This is a genomic window from Devosia sp. ZW T5_3, assembly GCF_044987315.1.
Lineage (GTDB): Bacteria > Pseudomonadota > Alphaproteobacteria > Rhizobiales > Devosiaceae > Devosia.
This window is the reverse complement of record NZ_JBJDRE010000002.1, coordinates 158186-180697: the sequence shown is the minus strand read 5'-3', so window position 1 is coordinate 180697 and position 22512 is coordinate 158186. Positions and strand designations below refer to the sequence as shown.

21 protein-coding genes are annotated in these 22512 nt (G+C 63.2%); 8 read left to right on the top strand and 13 right to left on the bottom strand.

Annotation, left to right across the window (positions count from 1 at the left end):
* Nucleotides 1-43 precede the first annotated feature (43 nt).
* The 3 genes from ACI3KW_RS03335 to ACI3KW_RS03325 are packed head-to-tail and all read right to left on the bottom strand — an operon-like array spanning nucleotide 44 to nucleotide 2930.
* A complete protein-coding gene (locus ACI3KW_RS03335) occupies nucleotides 44-418 on the bottom strand; it encodes a response regulator (protein WP_113120390.1) in 375 nt (124 codons plus the stop codon).
* Nucleotides 415-1494 carry a sensor histidine kinase gene (locus ACI3KW_RS03330; RefSeq protein WP_404846925.1) on the bottom strand — a complete coding sequence of 360 codons (1080 nt, stop codon included), beginning with the start codon at nucleotides 1492-1494 and terminating at the stop codon, nucleotides 415-417. The genes ACI3KW_RS03335 and ACI3KW_RS03330 overlap by 4 nt, the downstream gene beginning before the upstream one ends.
* Entirely contained in the window at nucleotides 1491-2930 is a 1440-nt protein-coding gene (locus ACI3KW_RS03325) for an ATPase domain-containing protein (RefSeq protein WP_262167856.1), read from the bottom strand. Before ACI3KW_RS03325 ends, ACI3KW_RS03330 begins: the two co-directional genes overlap by 4 nt.
* 221 nt (nucleotides 2931-3151) lie before the next feature.
* On the opposite strand from ACI3KW_RS03325, the gene treZ reads away from it, so the two are divergent.
* Both treZ and treY read left to right on the top strand, forming a co-directional pair.
* Complete coding sequence (gene treZ / locus ACI3KW_RS03320; protein WP_404846924.1) at nucleotides 3152-5002, top strand: malto-oligosyltrehalose trehalohydrolase; 1851 nt, start codon at nucleotides 3152-3154, stop codon at nucleotides 5000-5002.
* Nucleotides 4999-7425, top strand: a complete 2427-nt coding sequence (gene treY, locus ACI3KW_RS03315) for a malto-oligosyltrehalose synthase (protein ID WP_404846923.1) — start codon at nucleotides 4999-5001, stop codon at nucleotides 7423-7425. Before treZ ends, treY begins: the two co-directional genes overlap by 4 nt.
* Nucleotide 7426: 1 nt before the next feature.
* On the opposite strand, the gene ACI3KW_RS03310 is transcribed toward treY, so the two are convergent.
* The 8 genes from ACI3KW_RS03310 to ACI3KW_RS03275 form a co-directional block, all read right to left on the bottom strand.
* A complete protein-coding gene (locus ACI3KW_RS03310) occupies nucleotides 7427-8359 on the bottom strand; it encodes a LysR family transcriptional regulator (protein ID WP_404847041.1) in 933 nt (310 codons plus the stop codon).
* A gap of 61 nt (nucleotides 8360-8420) precedes the next feature.
* On the bottom strand, nucleotides 8421-9206 hold the full coding sequence (locus ACI3KW_RS03305) for an enoyl-CoA hydratase-related protein (RefSeq protein WP_404846922.1): 786 nt from the start codon (nucleotides 9204-9206) through the stop codon (nucleotides 8421-8423).
* Complete coding sequence (locus tag ACI3KW_RS03300) at nucleotides 9203-10354, bottom strand: CaiB/BaiF CoA transferase family protein (protein ID WP_404846921.1); 1152 nt, start codon at nucleotides 10352-10354, stop codon at nucleotides 9203-9205. Before ACI3KW_RS03300 ends, ACI3KW_RS03305 begins: the two co-directional genes overlap by 4 nt.
* Nucleotides 10351-11715 carry an FAD-dependent oxidoreductase gene (locus ACI3KW_RS03295; RefSeq protein WP_404846920.1) on the bottom strand — a complete coding sequence of 455 codons (1365 nt, stop codon included), beginning with the start codon at nucleotides 11713-11715 and terminating at the stop codon, nucleotides 10351-10353. Before ACI3KW_RS03295 ends, ACI3KW_RS03300 begins: the two co-directional genes overlap by 4 nt.
* Before the next feature lie 21 nt (nucleotides 11716-11736).
* Nucleotides 11737-12474 (bottom strand): ABC transporter permease, encoded by a 738-nt coding sequence (locus tag ACI3KW_RS03290; protein WP_404847040.1) that lies wholly within the window; start codon nucleotides 12472-12474, stop codon nucleotides 11737-11739.
* An 86-nt stretch (nucleotides 12475-12560) separates the two neighbouring features.
* Complete coding sequence (locus ACI3KW_RS03285; protein ID WP_404846919.1) at nucleotides 12561-13364, bottom strand: ABC transporter ATP-binding protein; 804 nt, start codon at nucleotides 13362-13364, stop codon at nucleotides 12561-12563.
* A gap of 2 nt (nucleotides 13365-13366) precedes the next feature.
* The gene (locus ACI3KW_RS03280) at nucleotides 13367-14401 is read right to left on the bottom strand and encodes an ABC transporter substrate-binding protein (RefSeq protein WP_404846918.1); all 1035 of its coding nucleotides are present in this window, start codon (nucleotides 14399-14401) and stop codon (nucleotides 13367-13369) included.
* 162 nt (nucleotides 14402-14563) lie between these two features.
* A complete protein-coding gene (locus ACI3KW_RS03275; RefSeq protein ID WP_404846917.1) occupies nucleotides 14564-15427 on the bottom strand; it encodes a LysR family transcriptional regulator in 864 nt (287 codons plus the stop codon).
* Between the two features lie 97 nt (nucleotides 15428-15524).
* Here ACI3KW_RS03275 and ACI3KW_RS03270 point away from each other — a divergent pair, with 97 nt between their 5' ends.
* Nucleotides 15525-16451 carry a dihydrodipicolinate synthase family protein gene (locus ACI3KW_RS03270; protein WP_404846916.1) on the top strand — a complete coding sequence of 309 codons (927 nt, stop codon included), beginning with the start codon at nucleotides 15525-15527 and terminating at the stop codon, nucleotides 16449-16451.
* Entirely contained in the window at nucleotides 16451-17764 is a 1314-nt protein-coding gene (locus ACI3KW_RS03265; RefSeq protein ID WP_404846915.1) for an amidohydrolase family protein, read from the top strand. Before ACI3KW_RS03270 ends, ACI3KW_RS03265 begins: the two co-directional genes overlap by 1 nt.
* On the opposite strand, the gene fdxA is transcribed toward ACI3KW_RS03265, so the two are convergent.
* Both fdxA and ACI3KW_RS03255 read right to left on the bottom strand, forming a co-directional pair.
* Complete coding sequence (gene fdxA, locus ACI3KW_RS03260) at nucleotides 17743-18075, bottom strand: ferredoxin (RefSeq protein WP_404846914.1); 333 nt, start codon at nucleotides 18073-18075, stop codon at nucleotides 17743-17745. The two genes, ACI3KW_RS03265 and fdxA, sit on opposite strands and share 22 nt — an antisense overlap.
* A 96-nt stretch (nucleotides 18076-18171) precedes the next feature.
* Nucleotides 18172-19203, bottom strand: coding sequence for an ATP-dependent DNA ligase (locus ACI3KW_RS03255; protein WP_404846913.1), 1032 nt, complete (start codon nucleotides 19201-19203; stop codon nucleotides 18172-18174).
* 99 nt (nucleotides 19204-19302) lie between these two features.
* Between ACI3KW_RS03255 and ACI3KW_RS03250 the strand changes: the two genes are divergently transcribed.
* From ACI3KW_RS03250 to tdh, 4 genes are all read left to right on the top strand, one after another.
* Nucleotides 19303-19524 (top strand): KTSC domain-containing protein, encoded by a 222-nt coding sequence (locus ACI3KW_RS03250; protein WP_404846912.1) that lies wholly within the window; start codon nucleotides 19303-19305, stop codon nucleotides 19522-19524.
* A 56-nt stretch (nucleotides 19525-19580) separates the two neighbouring features.
* Entirely contained in the window at nucleotides 19581-20147 is a 567-nt protein-coding gene (locus ACI3KW_RS03245; RefSeq protein ID WP_404846911.1) for a helix-turn-helix domain-containing protein, read from the top strand.
* A 67-nt stretch (nucleotides 20148-20214) separates the two neighbouring features.
* A complete protein-coding gene (locus tag ACI3KW_RS03240) occupies nucleotides 20215-21399 on the top strand; it encodes a glycine C-acetyltransferase (protein ID WP_404846910.1) in 1185 nt (394 codons plus the stop codon).
* Nucleotides 21399-22421 carry an L-threonine 3-dehydrogenase gene (gene tdh / locus ACI3KW_RS03235; RefSeq protein ID WP_404846909.1) on the top strand — a complete coding sequence of 341 codons (1023 nt, stop codon included), beginning with the start codon at nucleotides 21399-21401 and terminating at the stop codon, nucleotides 22419-22421. The genes ACI3KW_RS03240 and tdh overlap by 1 nt, the downstream gene beginning before the upstream one ends.
* The last annotated feature ends 91 nt before the right edge of the window (nucleotides 22422-22512 follow it).

Here is a 22512-nt window from a genome sequence, read left to right as displayed (position 1 = left end):
GGCCAGTCTGCCAGATTTGTGAACCGGCGGAAATAGCGGGGCGCTACGACCCCAGCGCTGCCTCCAGCAACAGGAGCTGGCTGGACAATTGTTCGGGCTCTATCGGCTTTCTGATAATGCCAAGCACAGCTGCGGCATTGGCCTTGGCAGTGGCGTCCTGGCCGGTGACGAATAGCGAGGGTATGCCGCGTTGCTTGAGCCAGATGGCGGCATCGGGACCGGTGCGGCCATCGGCAAGATCGATATCGATCAAGGCGGCGTCCATCTGCAGCTGAGGAAAATTGCGTTTCAGATCGGCAAAGCTGCTCAGCGAGCCAGCGAAAACATAGCCTAGATCCTCAAGCAGAGCCTCGACGTGAAAGACGATGAGGGAATTGTCTTCGAGATAGAAGATGCGAAGCGGGCGGCGCGCGGTCATGGGCGGGCACCCTTGCTTTCATCCTGATCGGGCGGGGAGAGCCGGGACAGAGCGCCGCGAATGGTGCAGTGCAGCCCGGACGGGGCGTAGACAATGTTGGGGGGCTCGCCAAAGAGCGAGCCAAGAGCCGACCGCATATATTTCGTTCCATAGCCAGAGCGCGACGGCGGCGAAACGGGTGGCCCGCCGTTTTCGCTCCATTCGATGACCAAAAAAGCTTCGCCCTCCGCGGAAACGATCCGCCAATCGAGGTCGACCCGGCCATCGGGGAGCGACAGGGCGCCATATTTGATGGCGTTGGTGGCCAGCTCGTGGATGCACAGGGCCAAGGTCGTGCCGGCGTCCCGGGACAAGGTTATGTCGGGGCCCTTCGCGGCAACGCGGCTGCCGCCATCCTGGCGATAGGGCGACAGTGTTATATCCACCACGGTTTTCAGCGATACCGCCTCGCCGCCGGATTCAAACACTACCGAATGCACCTTGCTCAGGGCGATGAGCCGAGCGGAAAAATCCTCCGCCAGTTGCTCGGCTGAGCGGGCGCCACGCAGCGTCATCTGGAACATCGAGGACACGCTGGCGAGGATGTTCTTGACCCGGTGATTGAGCTCGAGCCGGAGCGCGGTTTCCCGTTCGATATGGTCGCGTACATCGCGCTGGCGGAGCCGCGCCAGCAGCGCGGCCTGGATGCCGCTGACCAGCTCGAGTGCCGCCATGGGGCGCTGGTAGAACAGGTGCCGGGATCGCGGCCAGGCGGCGCCGAGTTCCGCGCGGATGCGATGCTGGGCCGCAGCGCGATCCAGCAACACGATAATGGGCAGTTCGGACCAGTCGGGCTGGTGCTCGAGATAGCTGGAAATGGCCGCGATGACGCCGGGCGTCAGCGCCTCATGGGTCGCGACGATGGCGCCCGGCGACTTTTCGAGCCAGCCGGGCAGATCGGCGTCGTCCTGACAGCGCCCGACCGGCAGGCCGCGCTCGGCGAGCAGGGTTTCCATATAGAGGCCGTCCTGGCGGTAGGGCGCCAGGATCAGCACCCAGTCGAGCTCGCCAATGGCCGTCCTCGCCGGTCCGGTCATGTCTCTGGCAGTGGATTATAGGGAACCACCGTCACGCCCGAGCTCTGGATGAACAATTCGCGGACATCCAGATCATGCGGCCCGTGGCGCTTCTTGACCACGGTGATGTTGCGCCGCAGGCGGCCATCATGCTCGACGATCCGCAGCAGCAGGACGGTGTCACCCAGGAAGCTCACATCGACATCGATGCCCAGATTTTGGCCCAACAGGCCATGCTGGGCCACGATGAGCATGGTCAGCACCCCTGCCCGCGCGAGGTATTTCAGCAGCGTCTGGATATCGCGCACTGCCTTTTCGCGATGCGGCAGCGAATTGAGATAACCGGTGAAACTGTCGATCACCACGACGCGGGTCTTGTTCTCTTCCACCACGCGCTGGACGATCTGGCCGAATTCGCCGGGGGAAATCTCGTTGGGGTTGAAATCGTGGATGATCAACTGGCCATCCCGATGGAACTGGCGCAGGTCCATGCCCAGGCCTTCGGAGCGCCGGAAGAAGGTTTCGAGGCGTTCCTCGAACAGGAACAGCGCCACGCTCTCGCCGCGCTTGAGGGCGGCGGTGGCGTAGAGCGAGGACATGGTGGATTTGCCGGTGCCCGACTGGCCGATCACCAGCGTGGTGGTGCCCGATTCCTGGCCGCCGCCGAACATTTCGTCGAGTGCGTCGACCCCGGACTTGATCAATTGCGGCTTGACGGTTTCGGACGCAGCGCCGGGGACGAGGCGGGGGAAGACCACGACGCCTTCGCGCTCGCGGATGGCCATGTCGTGATAGCCGTCGGCAACCGGTACGCCGCGCATCTTGCTGACTTCGACGCGCCGGCGCACGCTGCCATATTCCTCGAGCGACTTGTCGAACCGGATGACGCCGTGGGCGATGCCTTCGACTTCCTCGCCATTGCGATCGGGGCCGCTGGTCTGGGTGTCGAGCAGCAGGGCGACGACGTTCCGCTTGGCGAGGAACGCCTTGAATCCGAGCAATTCGCGGCGGAAGCGCGGGGTGTCGCCGGTGATCAGGCGGATTTCGAGCAGCGAGTCGTAGACCAGCCGATCGGGCTTGTGCTCTTCGATCGCCGCTTCGATGGCGCGCCGCGTTTCATCGAGCCGCAATTCGGCAGTCTGGAAAATGGTCTGGTCGGCGGCTGAATTGACCGCGTCGGAGGCCGACAGTTCCTCGATGCGGATGCCATCGAGGCTCCAGCCGTGGGAGGTGGCAATGGCGTTGAGCTCGGCGGCGGTTTGGGACAGGCTGACATAGATGCAGCTCTCGCCGTTTTCGAGGCCGGCGCGCAGGAACTGCAGGGCCGCCGTGGTCTTTCCCGAGCCGGGGGCGCCTTGCAGAATGTAAAGATTGGAGGCCGGAAGGCCGCCGCGCAGGATTTCATCCAAACCGAGAATGCCCGTGCTGGCGACGGTTGCCTTCTTGTTTTTGGCCATTTTTATCTCCGGCAAATGGGCGTGACGGAGACTCAAGTCTGATCCGTTACCCGTCATGACGCTTTTAAGTTTGAACTAGGGAGTTGAGGATCGGGACGCGCGGGGGCTGACGTCCTCGCCTTTGCCAAACGCTCGAGTTTTTAAACGGTTGCACCGCCCCGGTGGGAACAAAGCTGGCCGGGTTCCGTTCTGTCCGTCGCCCCAACGGATTGGCTTTATAGATGTTTCGACCTGACGCTCTTGGCGCCGTGCCGTTTGGTGGCGGCACCCGTTTCTCGCTCTGGGCCTTGGGCCATGACGCGGCCGCAGTGGAGATCGAGGGCGTCGGAACGTTCGACCTGGACCCTGTTGGCGACGGCTATTTCAGCGCCGAAATTCCCAATGTCGGCGTTGGTGCCCGCTATTGGTTCCGCATCGATAATGGGCCGCGCGTGCCCGATCTGGCATCGCGCTGCCAGCCGGAGGGCAATGACGGCCCGTCCGTGGTCGTCGCCAACGATTTTGCCTGGAGCGATGCCGGTTGGACCGGCGTCGAACGGCGCGACCAGGTGCTGTATGAATTGCATATCGGCGCCTTCACCCGGCAAGGTACCTGGCGAGCGGCGGCAAGCCGGCTAGCGGCGCTGCAAGACCTGGGCGTCACCATTGTGCAGGTGATGCCGGTGGGCACGTTCAAGGGGCAGTTCGGCTGGGGCTATGACACCACCCTGCCCTATGCGCCATTCGCGCCTTATGGCGCGCCGGATGACATGCGGGCCTTTGTCGATGCGGCGCATGCCTGCGGCATCGGCGTCATTCTCGACGTCGTCTACAATCATGTCGGGATTGGTGACCACTATCGTGCCTATAGCGAGCACTATTTCACCACCCGTTACGAGAATGAGTGGGGCGCGAGCTTCAACTACGATGGGGAAGGCTCGCGCGCCGTTCGCGATTTTGTCACCGGCAATCCGGTCTATTGGATCAGGGATTTTCACCTTGACGGACTGCGGATCGACGCGGCACAGGCCATGTTCGACGCGAGCGAGGAGCATATCCTGGCCGAGATCACCCGGTCGGTACGGGCGGCCGCCGGCGGCCGGGCGACCTATGTCGTGGTGGAGAATCAACCGCAGGAACACCGGATGATCGATCCGCCCGAACGGGGCGGGCATGGCATGGATGCCATGGTCAGCGATGATTTCCAGCATGCCGTACGGGTCGCGGCGACAGGGCACAACGACTTCTACTATCGCGATTATCTGGGCACGCCTCAGGAACTGGTCTCGGCGGTCAAATATGGCTTCCTCTATCAGGGCCAGCGCTCGGACATGCGCGACAAGGCCTATGGCACCTATAATCTGGCGACGCCGCCGGAGCATTTCGTGCATTTCCTCGAAAACCACGACCAGGTAGCCAATTCGGCGCGGGGCTTCCGGCTGTCGAGCCTGATGTCCCCGGCCCGGCTGCGTGCCGTAACCAGCCTGTTACTGCTGGGGCCACAGACGCCATGCCTGTTCCAGGGACAGGAATTCGGGGCCCCTAATCCATTCCTCTATTTCTGCGGTGTCAGCGGCGACGATGCCCGCGCCGTGGCCGAGGGGCGGCGAAAATCGCTGACCAATTTTCCCGGCGTTGCCGACCCGGTAATGCAGGAGCGGCTGCCCGATCCGGCGGACCCCGCAACGTTTGAGGCCAGCAAGCTCGACTGGGCGGGGGCCGAACGCCATGCCGGCATTCTCGCCCTGCATCGCGACTTGCTGCGTATGCGGCGCGATGACCCCGCCTTCTCGCAGGCCGGTGAAAGGCGGATCGATGGCGCGGTGATCGGGGACGCTGCCGTGCTGATCCGCTATTTCACGCCTGACCCCAGCGGACATCGCCTGCTCCTGCTCAATCTGGGGCGGGATTTGCAGATTGGTGTAATCGCCGAACCCTTGCTGGCCCCGGCCGATGGGCATCGCTGGCAGGTGGCCTGGTCGAGTGAGCATCCCGATTATGACGGCGCTGGCCGGCGGCCGCTCGATCCCGAAAAATTCTGGATCTTGCCCAGCGATTGCGCCCTGGTGCTGCGCAGCGAGCCCCGATCGTGATCGCGCCCCGCGCCACCTACCGGCTGCAGCTCAACAAGGACTTCACCTTTGCCGATGCCAGGGCGTTGGTGCCTTATCTCGACGATCTGGGTGTTAGCCACGCCTACCTCTCGCCCGTGCTCAAGGCCCGGCCCGGCAGCACGCATGGCTATGACACGGTCGATCATGGCCAGCTCAATCCCGAGCTTGGTTCGCTCGAAGATTTCCGCAGGCTGGCGCGGGCGCTACAGACGCGCGGCATGGGCATCATTCTCGATTTCGTGCCCAATCACATGGGGGTGGGCGGGGCCGATAACGCGCTCTGGCTCGATGTGCTCAAGCATGGGCCGGCCAGCCACTATGCCGACTGGTTCGACATCAATTGGCATTCGGCCCGACCGGGTATGGAAGGCAAATTGCTGGTGCCCTTTCTTGGCGCGACCTATGCCGAGAGCCTTGCTGCCGGCTATCTGCGGCTCAAACCTGATGGGGAGGGTTTTGCCGTCTGGGCACACGATGGCGACAAGCTGCCGATCCGGCCGGAGGACGCCAGCGCGCTGCTGCAACGCCATGGCAGCGCCGGTGCGGTCATCACCACCCATACCGGTCAGGCCGGCCATGCCGAAAGCTGGTCGGCGCTCGATAGCCTGATCGCGACGCAGCATTGGCGGCTGGTGCATTTCTCGACCGGGGCCGACGAGATCAATTACCGGCGCTTCTTCGTCAATAGTGACCTGGCGGGTATTCGCGTCGAGCGCCCCGACGTGTTCGCGCATGTGCATGCGCTGATCTTTTCGCTGATCGAGAAGGGCCTGGTTGATGGCCTGCGCATCGACCATATCGATGGCCTGCTGGACCCCAAGGGATATCTGGAAACGCTGCGCGCGCGCTGTCCACGCCCGATCTATCTGGTGGTCGAAAAAATCCTTGCGCCGCATGAAGCGCTGCGGGCGGATTGGCCGATCGATGGCACCACCGGCTATGAGGTCGGTGCGCAATTGATCCGAGTCTTGACGCGTGGTGCGGGCGAGCCGGCGGTGAGCCAAAATTACGCGGCTTTCGTTGGCGAGGTGACGCCGCTGCATGAGGAGGTTTACCGCTGCAAGCTGCGCGTCATGGACAATGAGCTGGCCGCAGAATTGGCCGCGTTGGCCCGGTATTTTGCCGCTATTGCATGGTCGGAGACGGCTACGGCCGACTTGAGCGAAGCGGGCCTGCGGCGGGCCCTGCGCGAAATCATCGCCCAATTGCAGGTCTATCGCAGCTATGCCGACCACACTGGTATGACGGCGCGCGACCTGCGCGAGATCGGCTATGCGGTTGCTCGGGCGCGGCGGCAGCAAAAGCAGATCCAGCCCATGCTGTTCGACTTCGTGGGGGCCGTGCTGTGTGGAACGCTGGGCGCAGCCTATGACCCCAAGGCAATTGCGCGGGCGGTGGGCAAGTTCCAGCAATATTGCGGGCCGGTCATGGCCAAGGGTTTTGAAGACACGGCGCTCTATCGCTATAACCGCCTCGTTGCGCTCAATGACGTGGGCGCGCATCCGGACCGATTCACGCTGTCCGTCGCTGCATTCCACGACAGCAATCGGCGGCGCCAGGCCAGTCACCCCATCTCGATGCTGACGACCTCGACGCATGACAGCAAGCGTGGCGAGGATATCCGCGCCATTATCGCCGCCATTGCGGATGCGCCGGACCTGTGGGCCAAGGCGGTAGCGGAATGGCGGGCCATGCTGGCGGTCGATGGCTGCGACGCCATTCATCCCAATGACGTTTATCTGTTCTTCCAGCTGCTGCTCGGCGGCTGGCCGGTTTCGGGCGAGGCCGACGATCTCCGCGCGCGCCTGCAGGGCGCCATGGTCAAATCGCTGCGGGAGGCCCGGCTGCGCAGCGATTGGGGTGTCAATGACACCGCCTATGAGGCCGCGGTGACGGGCTTTGTCGAACGGGCGATGGCCGATGAGCGTTTTCTCGCCAGCTTTCACGCGATTAGCGCGCCCTTGCGCCAGATCGGCCAACGTAAGGCGCTGATCCAGGCGGCGCTCAAGCTGACGATACCGGGCGTACCCGACATCTATCGCGGCGCGGAGGATTGGGAGCAGAGCTTTGTCGACCCGGACAATCGGCGGCCGCTGGATTTTGCTCCGCTGGCCCTGCGGCTGGCGCAGCCGGTGTCCGGACGGGATGACAAGCTGATCCTGACGCAGAGCTTGTTGCAGTTGCGCCGCCGGTTGCCCGCGCTGTTCAGCGAAGGCAGCTATGAAGCCGTGGATTGCGGCCCGGATGTGCTGGCATTCCGCTGCCGATTCGGTGCCGACGAAGTCATGGTGCTCGCCGACCTCTCTGCTGGCCACAATGCGGACCTTCCCGCCGTCACGGACCTGCCGACTATCTATGGATCGGCCGCCGGTCCCGTCTGGGTCATGGCTGGCAAGCGCTAGGCTATGTGCCTTCTACCGGGGCCACGGCGTAGATGCGGGCGGCGAAGCGCTGCAAATCGAGGGCGAGTTGCTCGGCAACGAGCAGGGTAGCGCCGGTCAATTGGCGGCGGGCGGGAGTGACTACGGCCATTTCCAGCGGACTAAGGCGCAGCCCGGCAATGGGGACGGCCTTGACCAGGCCCTCCTCCAACTCCTTGAGCAGGCCGATGCAGGTGAAAAAGGCAACGCCGTCGCCAGACAGGATGAGGGGTTTCAGCATCATCTGGCTGTTGGTGGCCACAAAGGTGCGGCTGACGCGATCGAGCGAACCCAGCTCCCAGGCGATGATCGAACTCATCACCTCATGATCGAGCTGGAGCAGGAGGCGGAACTGCGCACATTCCTGCAGGGTGACGCTGGCCTGCCGGGCAAGCGGATGGCTAGAGGCCACGATGGCGCGCAGCGGCATGCGCACGCCGGTGACCACGTCGATATCAGGCGGCCGGGCCAGATCGAAGGTGATGCCGATATCGCAATCGCCCTCGGCGAGCAGCTTGAAGATCGTGTTGTAACTCTCTGTACGAATACGGAAATCTATCGCCGGATGCTGCTGGTGAAACCGGCGCACGAATTCCGGCAGGAACTGAATACCCAGGCTATCGAGGCAGGCAATGTGCACGCGCCCGGTGCGCTTGCCGCGCATTTCTCCGATTTCGGATCGCATCAGATCGAAGTGGCGCAGCGTCTCGGTGGCGTGCCGCAGCACGATTTCCCCGGCATGGGTCAGGCGCAGGCCATCGGAAAAGCGCTCGAACAGGGGCGTGCCCAATTCGTCCTCGAGCTTCTTGATCTGCCGGCTGAGGGCCGAGGTTGCGACGTGCAATTCCTCCGACGCCTTGCGGATCGAACCGGAGCGCGCCACCTCGGCAAAGTAGCGCAGGATGCTGGCATGCATGGCGGGCCTGTCGTGAAAGAACGTTTCGCTCACCTAGTCCTAGCATGGCGCGGGAAATGCGCTAGCGGCCCTGCCACACCGGCGGGCGCTTTTCCTGGAAGGCCCGCACGCCCTCGTCGGCATCCTCGCTGACCAGAGCGGCAATCAGTGCCGGGGTGCGCAGTGCCTGTGCCTCGGCCGGCGGCAGGTGGGCAGTGCGATTGACCGTCTGCTTGATGGCGCGAAGCGAGAGCGGCGCGCAGGCGACGATGTCCGCGACCCAGCGCTGCACGGCGGCGTCGAGCTCGGCCAGGGGCACCACTTCGTTGATCAGGCCATAGGCGGCGATTTCGGCGGCGGTGAAGCGCTTGCCGGTCAGCATGACGCCCATGGCCAGATTGTGCGGTATCTTGCGCTGCAGCTGGATCATGCCGCCTTCGAGGGGCATGCGGCCGACGCGGGCTTCGGGCAGGCCGAATTTGGCAGTGTCGGCTGCGATGACGATGTCGCAGCCCAGCACCATCTCGAAGCCGCCGCCCAGGGCAAAACCGTTAACCCGGGCGATCAGCGGCACGTCCATGCTCTTGCGATAGGCAATGCCGCCGAAACCGTGCGGATGGCTTTGCGCCCAATATTGCAGGCCAGATTTCTCGATGCCGTTGTCACCGCCCTTGAGATCGGCGCCGGTGCAGAAGGCCTTTTCACCGGCGCCGGTCAGCACCACGCAGCTGATGTCGGTGCGGCCCTCGATATCGAACCACACCTTTTCGAGTTCGGCTTCGGTGGCCGGATCGACCGCGTTCATCCGCTCCGGCCGGTTGAGGGTGACGCGGGCAACGCGGTCGGCGACGCTATAATCAACGCTCATTCGGCCGCTTCCTGCTTCAGCTCGGCGAGGATTGCTTCATTGTGCTCGCCCAGGGTGGGCGGCTTGAGGCGGATGGAGACTGACGCATTGGACATGTCGATGGGCGAACCGATGACCCGCACGGGGCCGGCTGGTGTCTCGCCCACATCGAGGATCAGCTTGTTGATCAGGGTCTGCTCGTCGGCCAATGCCTCGGGGAGCGAACGCACTTCTGAGCAGAGAATATCCACGTCTTCTAGGCGCTTGAGCCAATGTGCTGTGGTATTGGTTGCGAAATGCTGGCGGAATACGGCTTGCAGCGCTGGGCGCGTGGCCATTTGGGCGTCGAAATCCTTGTGCTCGGGCTTTTGCGACAGGTCTTCGATACCCAAAGCGGTGCAGATATCCTGCAGGGGATTGGTTTTGAAGGCGCCGACCATGACGAGCGCGCCGTCGGTGGTTTCAAACACGCCAGTCAGCGGGAAAGCCGACCAGTTCAATTCCTTGTTGCGCATCAGATGCATGGTGCCTTCCTGCATCTGCATGGCGATGAGCGAGCTGTAGAGGCTCACGGCGACCTGCTGACCCTCACCGGTGCGATCGCGATGCAACAGCGCCAGCAGGATACCCTGCACCAGGTGCATGCCGGCCGAATAATCGGCCAGCGTCGTCGAATAGACGGCCGTGGGGTGGGTATTGTCGGATTTGCGCTCCATCACCCCGGTCAGGGCCTGGGCCAATGTGTCCTGGCCGCCCTTGTGGCGATAAGGGCCTTCGAGGCCAAAGCCGGTGCCGACCGCGTAGACCAGCCGTTTGTTGATCTGCTTGAGATCGTCATAGCCAAAGCCCATGCGTTCCATGACGCCAGGCCGGAAATTGTTGACGACCACATCGGCACTGCGCAGCAATTCGAGGACGGCGGCGCGGGCTTCCGGGGTCTTGAGGTCCAGCGCCAGGCTCTTCTTGTTGCGGTTGAGCGAGGTGAAGACGGGATTGTTGAGCCCGTCCGGGTCCGAGCCCAGCGACCAGCGCGAGAGGTCACCAATCTTGGCCTTTTCGACCTTGATCACCTCGGCGCCGTAGTCGGCCAGCATTTGCGTGCAGCACGGGCCGAGCATGACCTGGGTGAAATCCACAACGCGAATGCCATCGAGCGGAAGGGAACTCATTCTGCAGCCTCCAGAAAGAGCGCGTTGGCGGAGGGAATGTCGCCGGGATCGGCGCCCTGGGCGCGCAGGCGCTGGCGGATTTCGGCGATGTCGGCATTTCGCGCCGTGACGCCGGCATTGAGCGAGACCACGGCAGCAACGCCGGCAGCTTCGCCCATGGCCATGCAGGGCGGGATTTCCCGGCTCGACTTCTGCGCCTGCGGCGTTGCCGAATAGTGGCGGCCGGCGACGATGAGCTGGTCGATTTCCTTGGGCAGCATGGAGCGATAGGGCGTGTAGTAATCGCGGCCGCGGCAGACCGTGTCCTCGAAGTGCCGGCGATGCATCACGTCGTCCTTGCTGACGACATAGGCGCCTTCGAGCAGGCGCGTCTGGCGCACGCCGGTCTGCGGCGCGAAGTCCACCACATAGGATTTTTCGAAGCCCGGCATGTTTTCGCGGGCGAAATCCAGCAGGCGGCCGATGCGGGCCCTGCCCTCGAGTTCGGCGGTCGTGAGGTCTTCCACCTTCATGCCGCTGAGTTTGGGCATATGCGGGCAATTGAGCCAGACAATGCCCGGCAGCGGCGTCTTGAGCCACCAGAAGGACCAGCACCCGCCGATCAGTCGCTTGGCTTCGTGATCGAGTGCCTTGAACTTCTCCGGCTCCTCGCGCTCAAAGCGCTCGGCTGCGTCAGTGTCCACCCCACCCCAGCGGGAGACGGTGGTGAGGATGAAATCCGAACTGGTATGAGCGGCGCCTGCACTGGCGGCGACGTCGAGGTCGCCAGTCGTGTCGATGACGACACTGCCCATGATGGCCTCGAGCCCCGCCTTGGTCTGGCAGACCACGCCGGTGATCCGGCCGTCTTCGACAATGGCCGAGGAGAACCAGCTATGGAGGCGGATCTTGACCTTGGCGTCGGTCAGCAGGTCGTAGGAGGTTTGCTTGAAGGCGTCGGGATCGAAGGCGGCGGCATAACAGACCGGGTGCGGATTGGGATTGCTCTGGACGTGAAAATCGAACAGGCCCCAGCGCGCCCAGCGTTGCCAGGCTTCCGGCGTATCGCGGAATTCGATGGTGCGATCATTCTCGCTCGGCACCACGGCCAGACCCTTGCGCTCCATGCGCTCGATCATCTCGACGCAGATGCCTTTGACGGTGATTTCGGCGCCATTGATCATGTCATCGAGCACCAGAACCATGCCGCCGGCTGCAAGGCCACCGACATAGGGGTAGCGCTCCAGCAGGGTCACGCTGGCGCCGTTGCGGGCTGCCGAAATGGCCGCCGAGATGCCGGCTGGGCCGCCACCGACGACGACGACATCCGACCGATCCACGACATTGACCTGCCGGGACGGCAAAACGATTGGGGATTGCATGATGTAAATTCCTCCTCGCGCCTATTCGGACGCGGCCGGCTTCCACCGGACGATGCGGCTTTCCGCCAATGAAACGAGTGAGAACAGGAGCACGGCAAGCAATGCCGCGATCACCACGGTGGCGTAGAGCAATGCCGAGCGGAAATTGAAGGTGGCGTCGATAATGAGCGCCCCCAGCCCATAGGTGGACCCGATCCATTCGGCCACGATGGCACCCATGACGCAGCTGGTTGCGGCAATGCGCAGAGCTGCGAAGAGGAACGGCAGAGAGGCCGGAATGCGCACCTTCCAAAGGACCTCATTGGGACTAGCGGAGAGCACCCGCATCAGGTCCAGCATCGCTGGGCTGGCGGACTTGAGTCCCTGGACCATGTTCACCAGCGTTGGGAAAAAGCAGATCAGCGCCGCAATGATGATCTTGGGGGTGAGGCCATTGCCGAAGATGAGCACCAGGATCGGTGCCAGTGCGATAATCGGGATGGCCTTGACGAAGACCGCCAGCGGATAGACCGCCCGCTCTGCCGTGGGGCTATGCACGAACCAGATGGCCAACAGGATGGCAAAGAGGTTGCCGAACACAAAGCCCAGCGCGGCTTCGAGCATGGTGGGCTGGACATTGCGCCAGAGCGTGCCGGCATTTTCGTAAAGTGCCACGGCAATGGCCGTGGGACTGGGCGCCATGAAGGTGGGTACGTTGAAGACGGTTACGCCCACCTGCCAGACTATGAGCAGGCCGGTTGCGGTGAGAATGACCGGCATGCTGCGCTGCAGACCTTCGCCGAAGCGATGGATGAAGCCTTCGTTCGGCTCAACGCCGCTCGCGGCGGGGTTGGAGAGTGCGTCGGTCATAGACATTCCTCCAGCATCGAGCGCAGGCGCGCGGTGACGGTGATGAATTCGACGGTGTCGCGAATGGCCAAAGAGCGGCCGGTCGGGAAATCGACCTTCATGAAGTCCTTGACCCGGCCCGGATGCGCCTTGAGCATCAGCACGTGCTGGCCCAGAAACGCGGCCTCCGGGATGGAATGGGTCACGAAGACAATCGTGGTGCCCGTCTCCTGCCAGATGCGCAGCAGTTCTTCGTTGAGCTTGTCGCGGGTGATTTCGTCCAGCGCGCCGAATGGCTCGTCCATCAACAGGATGCGCGGTCTTGTCACCAGCGCCCGGGCAATGGCGACGCGCTGGCGCATGCCGCCGGAAAGCTCGTGCGGCAAAGCGTTTTCACGCCCGGCCAGGCCCACCATGGCCAGCAACTTGTGCGGGTCATCAAAGCTGGCGCCGTTTTTCTTGCCGACCTCGATCGGCAATCGCACATTGTCGATGACGCTGCGCCAGGGCAGCAAGGTGGCGTCCTGGAAAACGAAGGCGAAATCGCGGCCTTCGCGGGCTTGCCGGGGCGAGCGGCCCAGCACCGAAATATCGCCGCCGCTGGTCGGCACCAGATCGGCTATGGCCCGCAGCAAGGTGGATTTGCCGCAGCCCGAGGGCCCCAACATGGTGACGAAGCCGCCTTCGGGAATGTCGAGCGATACGTCGGACAGCGCGGTGACTTCGCCCCTGCCCTCGCCGAACCGCACGGAGACGTTTCGGATCGAGATTGCGGGATGGGTTGCGCCCGTTTCCAAATTCTGTTCCAGAGCTGCCAACATGGTCAGCTCACCGCCTTGCGCGCATCGACAGTGGCGTCGAGCACCGAGAAGGTGACGATGTCGTCGAGCGTGGGCACAGTGCCGGAGAATTGCCCCAGATCGGCGTAAGTCTTGATCTGTGCTTCCCAGAGCGCCCGGCTCATGGTGCCCCAGCCATCGGCCTTGGTGGTTTCACCGAAGGAATAATTGGACACCGCCTCGACCGCCAGCAGCTCGGGTGCGCGCTGCATGTTGGGATAGGCTTCCACCAGCATGTCCACGCCCTCTTCGTGGTTGTCGCGCACATAGGCCCAGCCCTTGGCGGCGGCCCGGGTGAAACGGGCGAGCACGTCGCCATGATTGGCGATCTGGTCGTCGGTGGCGAAATAGACATTGGCGTAGAGCTGCAGCCCCGCATCCCACAGCATCAGCTCGACGGCATCGGGGCCAAGGATCTGCATGGCTTCGACATTGGTGTTCCAGCCGGTCACCACATCGGCCTGGCCGGTGAGGAGCTGGTTCATGTCCGCGCCCATATTGACGATGGTGACCTGATCCTCGGCAATGCCATTGGCGGCCAGCAGCGCGCGCAGCAGGATGACGGCGGAGGGCTGGGTGGCGACCGTCTTGCCGATCATGTCCTGCGGCGTGCGGATCGGGTTCTTGCCCAGCGAAAAATAGGAGAAGGGGTGCTTCTGGTAACCCGCGAGGAATGCCTTGATGGGAATGCCGGCCGAGCGCGCCAGCATGATGGCCGGGCTGGAAGAAGTCAGGCCCAATTGCGACTGGCCGGCAGCGACGCCGGCAACGCCATCGATATTGGGACCGCCGGGAACGATTTCGAGCTCGACGCCTTCCTCGGCAAAGAAGCCCTTCTTGATGGCGGCGACTTCACCCAGAATGCCGTTGGAGGCGAGCCAGCCGAGCTGCATCCGCACCTTGGCGACATCCTGTGCCAGACCCGCCTGCACGCCGATCAGGCTATGGGTGGCGGCCATGCCCCCCAGCGCGGCGGTGCCAAGCACAAAACGGCGACGATTCATCGTAAAAATGGACATGAGCTGCGTTCCCTGTTGCAGTGTCCCCGGCTTTCCCTCTCCGGGTTGTCATCGCGACGTCACCGATGATGGCTCAGGATGCCGTTCTCAAGAAGTTCAAAAATTCGTGGTTTTAATTGCCGAAAAGGCAACGCTCGGAGCAATTTCTGCTTCGGTCGGGGATTAGCGCGCTGTCACGGCTTCGAGCAGCGCTTGTACGAGACGCTGACGCGGCGTACCGCGGCGCCAGACCAGGCCGACATTGCGCTTGGCGGTGATCTCTTCGAGCGGCAGCGCGACGATGTTGGGACAATTGGGCCAAGGCTTTGGCCAATCGGGCACGATGCCGACGCCCAGGCCCTGATCGACCATCACCGCAATGGCTTCGAGGGCGTCGAGCTCCACCAAGTCACGCGGCACGATGCCGGTGCGGCGAAGATAGATATCGACAAGGCGTCCGCCCCAGCTGGCTCTATTATAGCGCAGGAAGGGCTGGGTGCTCAGCAGATCGGCAATGCTGCGGGCGGCCAGTTCGCGATGCGCCAGCAGCACAAGCGGCTCGCGGCGGATGGTTTGCCACTGCATGGATTTGGGCATGACGAAAGGCGGCTGCACGACAATGGCCGCATCGAGCTCCCGGGTGCGGACCCGGTCGAACAGATCGGGGCTCGCGCCGGGCGCCAGGACCAGTTCGAGCCGGGGCGCCGATTGGCGCAGGCCGAGCAGCGTCGTGGGCATCATGCCGGTCAGGGCCGTGCTGATGCAGCCCAGCGTGAGGCGGCCGGCGGGCTGATCGGGCTGCGCCGCGATCTGCAGATTGGCGACCTCGCCCAGGATGCGCCGTGCCGGCTCAACCAGTGCGGCGCCGGCGCTGGTGGGACTAACGCGCCGGCCGGCCCGCGCCACCAATGGCACGCCGATCTCGGTTTCCAGGGCACGCATTCTCTGGCCAACCGCAGCGGCGGTGATGCCGAGGCGACGCGCTGCCTCCGCCATCGAGCCCTGCTCGACGACGCAGACGAAGGTTTCAAGGAATTGCGTGTCCATCAATAAACATTAGCTATCGTCTCAAGATATGGGAAGACAGTTTTACCAGCAGCGATATGTGTGGATACTGCGCCGCACCACTATCCGAGGAATGTCCATGTCCCTGTCCCCGCAAACCAATGGCGTCTACGCCATCGCCGCCACGCCCTTCCAACCCGATGGCGCACTCGACACCGCTTCGGTCGACAGGCTGACCGACTTCTATGTGCAGTCCGGCGCGACGGGGCTCACCATTCTGGGCATTATGGGCGAGGCGCCCAAGCTCGAGCCCGAGGAATCGCTGCAGATCACCCGGCAGGTGGTGGGCCGGGCCGGTGTGCCGGTCATTGTTGGCGTGTCGGCGCCCGGCTTTGCCGCCATGCGCTCGCTGGCGCGCAATGTGATGGACCTCGGCGCCGCCGGCGTCATGATCGCGCCGCCGCCTGCCCTGCGCACCGACGAGCAGATCATCACCTATTATGCGCAGGCGGTGGAAGCCATTGGCGAGGACATTCCGTTCGTCATTCAGGATTATCCGCTGACGCTGACCGTGGTGATGACGCCCAATGTCATCCGCACCATCGTCAACAATCATGCCTCCTGCGTCATGCTCAAGCACGAGGACTGGCCGGGGCTGGAAAAGATCAGTAAGCTGCGCGGCTTCCAGAAGGCCGGCGAAATGCGGGACATCTCGATCCTGTGTGGCAATGGCGGTCTGTTCCTCGATTTCGAAATGGAACGCGGCGCCGATGGCGCGATGACGGGTTATGCCTTCCCCGACATGCTGATTGATGTGGTCAGCATGCAGCAGCGCGGCGAGCGCGATGCGGCCCATGACCTGTTCGACGCCCATTTGCCGCTGATGCGTTATGAGCAGCAACAGGGCGTGGGGCTGGCGGTGCGCAAATATGTGCTGCAGAAGCGTGGCGCCATTGCCAGCGATGCCCAGCGCAAACCCGGCAGCAGCCTCACCGCCGCCGCCAAGGCCGAGATCGAGTATCTGCTGCAACGCCTCGCCCGCAAAGATCCGCGTGCAGCGCTGTAATGGCCGCGCGCATCGAGCGTGGGGATAACGGGCGCTGGATCATGCCGGCGCCCATCAATGCGCATGACCACGGCTATGGCATCAGGACGCTCGATTTCGGCGCATTGGACGATGCGCTGGAGCCCTGGATTCCACATATGCGGTTGCGGCCGCGCACCGATCCCTACCTTGAGGCGCTGGTCGGCTTTGCCCGCCTTGCCCGGCAGGGCGTGGGCGCGACGATGCATTGCCACAATTCGCTCAATGCCGACCGCCTGGTGGAAGAGGCACGGGCGGTCTGCAGGGCGGCGGGCGACGTGGGCATCAGGCTGGGGCTGAGCTGTCCTTTGCTCGATTTCGACGCCTGGGCCTATGACGGCGGGCCGGAGCGGTTGCGGGCCCATATGTCGGCGGATGAGTGGGAACTGGTCGGCGCAACGGCGCCGCGCTATCGGCCGATCGAGGAGCAGCTTGCGTCGGTGCGGGCTATCGTCGAAACTTGCTCGAGCGATATGGTCAATGTGCAATTGGGACCGATCGGGCCGCAATGGTGTTCGGACGCACCGCTCAAGGCGATCGCGGACCTGTCGGCGGAGACGGGCCTGCGCATTCATATGCATCTGCTGGAGAGCCCCCGGCAGCGGCGTTGGTTGGACCGTCGCTTTCCCCAGGGAGTGCTGACTTTTCTTGATGAAATCGGGTTTCTCTCGCCGCGCCTCAGCGTCGCGCATGGGGTGCAATTGCGGCCGGATGAATATGGCTTGATGATCGAGCGGGGCGTGCAGCTGGTGTCCAATCCATCCGCCAATCTGCGACTGCGCTCGGGCATTGCGCCGGTGGCGGAAGCGCGGCGCGCGGGGCTTGCGGTCGCGGTTGGACTCGACGGCACCGGGCTTGATGATGACCAGGACTGGTGGCGCGAGTTGCGGCTGTTCCACCTGCTGCATGACGGCGATGGGCTTGAGCCTGAGCTGACGCCGCAGGAAACCCTGGATCGGGTTTTTGCCGCCGGTCGAACCGTGCTTGGGCTATCAGGCGACGGCGATAAAGTCGAACTGGACAGAGCGGCGCTACTGGCCGATGCCATGTTCGACGACCTCGATCCCGCTGCGGTGATCCTGACGCGGGCGACCGGGCGGCACGTGGTCGCCATGAGCGTGGCGGGTCAAAGTGTCATCGAAGATGGCAAGTTGGTGCGGGTGGACTATGAGGCGGCCCGACGTGAATTGCGGCAACAGGCGCTACTGGATCGGTCGCGGCTTTTGGCGGAGCGGGACAAGGTTCGGATCTTGGTCGAGGCGACCCGCCGCTATTATGCCGATTGGGGCTGGTGAGCGGCCACGACCGGGTGGTCGAGCGCCGTCGAGCGCGATTTCTCCCAACCGCCGGGCGAGCCCATATTGGTCACTTCAGGACCGAAAAAGTCCCGGTTTACGGCGATATAGCCCTTCTTCGTTTCGGGGATATCGCCTTCCCAGGAAACGGCATCGACCGGACAGACCGACAGGCATAGGCCACAATTGATGCACTCGTCGGGGTGGATGTAGAACATCCGCCCACCCTCATAGATGCTGTCCACCGGACAAACCGAGGCGCAGGCGCCGTCCTTGATATCAATGCAGGTCTCGGTGATCACATAGGTCATGGCTTAGGTCTCCCCGAGCCATAATGGTCACGTCAGCCGTTCGATAAAAGCGCTGAATATCGTACGATCGATTGCCGAAATGGCAACGCAGGCGGGTCACGCCGCGCTCAGCGCCGCCTTGATGAGAGCGTCGGGCGCGATTGGGGCGGCGAGTTGATCGAAGGTGCAGCTTTGTGGCGCCTTGTCGGGCCGCCAGCGCAGGAAGCGTGTGCCGTGGCGAAAGCGGTCGCCGGTGATCTGGTCGTAGGAGACTTCAGCAACCAGTTCGAGCCGCAATGGCTCCCATTGGCTGGATCGCTCGGTGGACCAGCGGCTGGGGCCGCCCGGGGCTTTTCCGGTAAAGCCGGGTCCGCCTTTCAGGTCTTCGAGTTTTCTGGTCAGTGCCGGTTTGTCCTCGTTGGTGAAGGCCGAGGTGAAGCCGACATGATCGAGCTTCCCTTCCGCGTTGTAGAGCCCGAGCAATAGTGAGCCGACCAGCTTGCTGCCGGTGCCATAGCGGAAGCCGCCGACGACGCAATCGGCCGTGCGGATGCGCTTGATCTTGAGCATTGCGCGCTCGCCGCTGGCATAGGGCTCGTCCAGCCGCTTGGCGACGACGCCATCCAGCTCATGGGTCAATTCGGTGAACCAGCGTTTGGCGGCGTCGCGATCGATGGTAGCGGGTGAGAGGCGCAACCTGCCGCCGGACGGCAGGCCTGCTACGAACTCCTCAAGGGCCGACCGGCGGTCAGCCAAAGGTCGGTCGAGCCAACGCATTCTGCCCTGATGCAGCAGATCGAATACCACCAATATTGCCGGCGTGGCGGCAGCGAGTTTGCGCACCCGGCTCTCGGCTGGATGCAGGCGCTGCTGCAGGGCATCGAACGAAGCGACGTCGACGATGGGCACGATCAGCTCACCGTCGAGGATCAGGCGTTGCGCTGGCAGGCCGTGGACCAGGGTTATGATTTCGGGAAAATAGCGCCCCAGCGGTTTGCCCGACTTGCCCCAGAGTTCCACCGCGCCACCGTCCTTGACCGCAATGCAGCGAAAGCCGTCCCATTTGGGCTCGAATTGCCAGCCCTCCTCCTTCGGCAGGTCCGAAACCAGCCGTGCTTCCATTGGCGGGACAAATTCGAGGGCTGGCATGGTCCGATCTCCTTGTCGCCGGCTGCCCAACAGGCACTCGCCGGGCACCCTGATTGCAACCTTCCCGGAGCAATCCGGTTGCAATTGCAGGAGCAGCCCATGCCATCCACCATAATTCAAAAGAGCCAGTACGATCCCCAGACACGAGTACTCTCGATCTGGTTGGTGACGAATGGAAAGCGGTACGACTATCTGGACGTGCCGGCTGAAATTTATGATGCTTTCCGAGCAGCCTTTTCCAAGGGCCGGTTCTTCAATCGGCATATCCGATCCAGTTTCCCCGTTCGCGAGGGTGATATTGCTTCGCCTGCCAGGCACTAAAATAGTGGACACGCCGCCTCGATATCCGTCATATCGGAAACATAGCGAGGAGCGTGATGGTGAGTTCTAGCCCAAAGATCGGCCCGGTCATCCAGAGCGAGCGCAAGGCCAGACGGTTGACGCTTGAGGCACTGGCGGGGATGTCTGGGGTGTCGAAATCGATGCTGAGCCAGATCGAGCGCGGCGAGGCCAATCCCACTTTCGCGGTGCTGTGGAGCCTGACCCAAGCGCTGGGGCTGGAATTTTCCGACCTTATAGCGGGTGGCGCCACGGCCAATGAACATGACGTGATTGAAGTCACGCCTGCCCCGCATACGCCGGAGATCAGGAGCGGAGACGGGCTGTGCCGGCTCAAGATATTGAGCCCGCCAAGATTGGCAGGCCATACGGAATGGTATGCCGTCGAGATCGCGGCAGGCGGGCGGCTGGACAGCGAAGCCCACGCCAAGGGCGCGGTGGAGCATTTTACGGCCTGGACCGACGGCATCGTCATCAGGAGCGGCCGGGGTGAAGCGGACGTGAAGCGCGGCGAGACCGCGCGCTACCCTGCCGACGTGCCGCACACCATTTCGAATTCCGGAACCGAGACCGCTACGGGCCTGCTGGTTCTGCTCTATCGCTAGGCCCTAGAATTCCATTGTTGCGGCATTGATTCCGTTATATTGGAATATCCATCAGGAGGAGGTTCCATTGGATTCCGGTTTTCTCAAGCATCTGCAAGGCGAACTCGACGGCATAGCTGAGGCCGGCATGCTCAAGCGTGAGCGGCAAATCACCGGGCCACAGGGCGGCCGCATCGCGGTGGGCGATCGTACAATGGTCAATCTATGCGCCAATAATTATCTCGGCCTCGCTGATCACCCCGAGATTGCTGCCGCCGCGATCGAGGCCATCCAGCACTATGGTTTCGGCATGGCGTCGGTGCGCTTCATCTGCGGCACGCTGGACCTGCATCGCGAGCTTGAGCAGGCCACCGCAAAATTCCTCGGCAAGGACGATTCAATCCTCTTCGCCGCGTGTTTCGATGCCAATGGCGGGCTGTTTGAAAGCCTGCTCGGGCCGGAAGATGCCATTATTTCGGACGCCCTCAACCACGCTTCGATCATCGACGGCGTGCGCCTGTCCAAGGCCAAGCGCTACCGCTACGCCAGCAGCGACATGGACGACCTCGAGGATCAGCTGAAGCTGGCCGTGTTGGAGGGCAGCCGCTTCCGCCTGATCGTCACCGATGGCGTGTTCTCGATGGATGGCCATATCGCCAAGCTGGCCGAAATCCGAGCGCTCGCCGACAAATATGAAGCCATCATCGCGGTCGATGATTGCCACGCCACCGGGCATCTCGGACCCAAGGGCCGCGGCACGGGTGCGTTGACGGGTGCTGAGGTGGACATCATCACCGGCACGTTCGGCAAGACACTGGGCGGCGCCATGGGCGGTTTCATCGCCGGACCGCAACAGGCCATCGACCTGCTGCGGCAGCGGGCGCGGCCCTATCTCTTTTCCAACGCGCTGGCGCCGGCCGTGGCTGCCGGATCGTTGAAAGCGCTCGAGCTCGCCGACAAGGCCGATGATCTGCGTGCAACGCTGATGGCGCATACGAGGCGCTTCCGCGCTGGGCTTGCCGAAGCCGGGTTCGACCTGCTCGACGGCGAGACGCCCATCATTCCGGTGATGCTTGGCGAGGCGAGCAAGGCGCAGGATTTGGCCGCGGCGCTCGACAAGCGCGGCGTTTATGTTGCGGGCTTCTTTTTCCCGGTCGTGCCCAAGGGCAAGGCGCGCATTCGCACCCAGATGTCGGCGGCGCTGACCCAGGACGATGTGGACTTTGCCATCGGCGCCTTTGCCGAGGCTGGACGGGAATTGGGGATCATCTGATGAAAGCGCTCGTCAAGGCCAGGCCGGAACGCGGCATCTGGATGGAAGACCGGCCGATCCCCGAGATCGGGCCGGAGGATGTGCTAGTGAAGGTGCACAAGACCGGCATCTGCGGCACGGATATCCATATCTATAATTGGGATGAATGGGCGGCCAAGACCGTACCGGTGGGCCTGATCACCGGGCACGAATATGCCGGCGAAATCGCCGCCATCGGCGCCGATGTGCGCAACCTGAAGGTCGGCCAGCGCGTGTCCGGCGAGGGCCATGTGGTGGGGATGAAAAGCCGCGCCAGCCGGGCGGGCAAATTCCATCTCGACCCCGAAACCAAGGGCATTGGCGTCAACCTGCCGGGTGCCTTTGCCGAATTCGTGAAAATACCAGCATTCAACATCATTTCCCTGCCCGACGGCATCGATGACGAAATGGGCGCCATCCTCGATCCGCTCGGCAATGCCGTGCATACGGCGTTGGCCTTCGACATTGTGGGCGAAGACGTGCTGGTGACGGGCGCCGGTCCGATCGGCATTATGGGCGCCGCCGTGGCCCGCCATGTGGGCGCGCGTCGCGTCGTGATCACCGACGTCAATCCCGAGCGGCTGAAACTAGCGGCGGAAGTGGCCGATGTCGTACCGGTCAACATCGCCAATGAGGACCTGCGCGAGGTGATGTCTAGGCTCGGCATGAAGGAGGGCTTCGATGTCGGGCTGGAGATGAGCGGCTCGCCCGCGGCGCTGGACCAGATGATCGACCACATGGTGATGGGCGGACGCATCGCGCTACTGGGCGTGCCCGCACGGCCGTTCAACTTCGACCTGGGCAAGATCGTGTTCCGGATGATCACGCTGCGCGGCATTTATGGGCGGGAAATGTTCGAGACCTGGCACAAGATGCTGGCCATGCTGGAATCGGGGCTCGATGTCCGCAAGGTGATCACGCGCCGGATGAGTGCGGACGATTACGCCAAGGCGTTCGAGCTGGCCGCTGGTGGCGAAAAGGGCAAGATCGTTTTGGAGTGGTAGGCCGCCCTGCCCCACAAGTGCATTTTTTCCCGTCCATTTGCCAAAAGAGCATGGGTTTCCGTGCGCCCGGCTGTCACAAACAGTAGAAAGA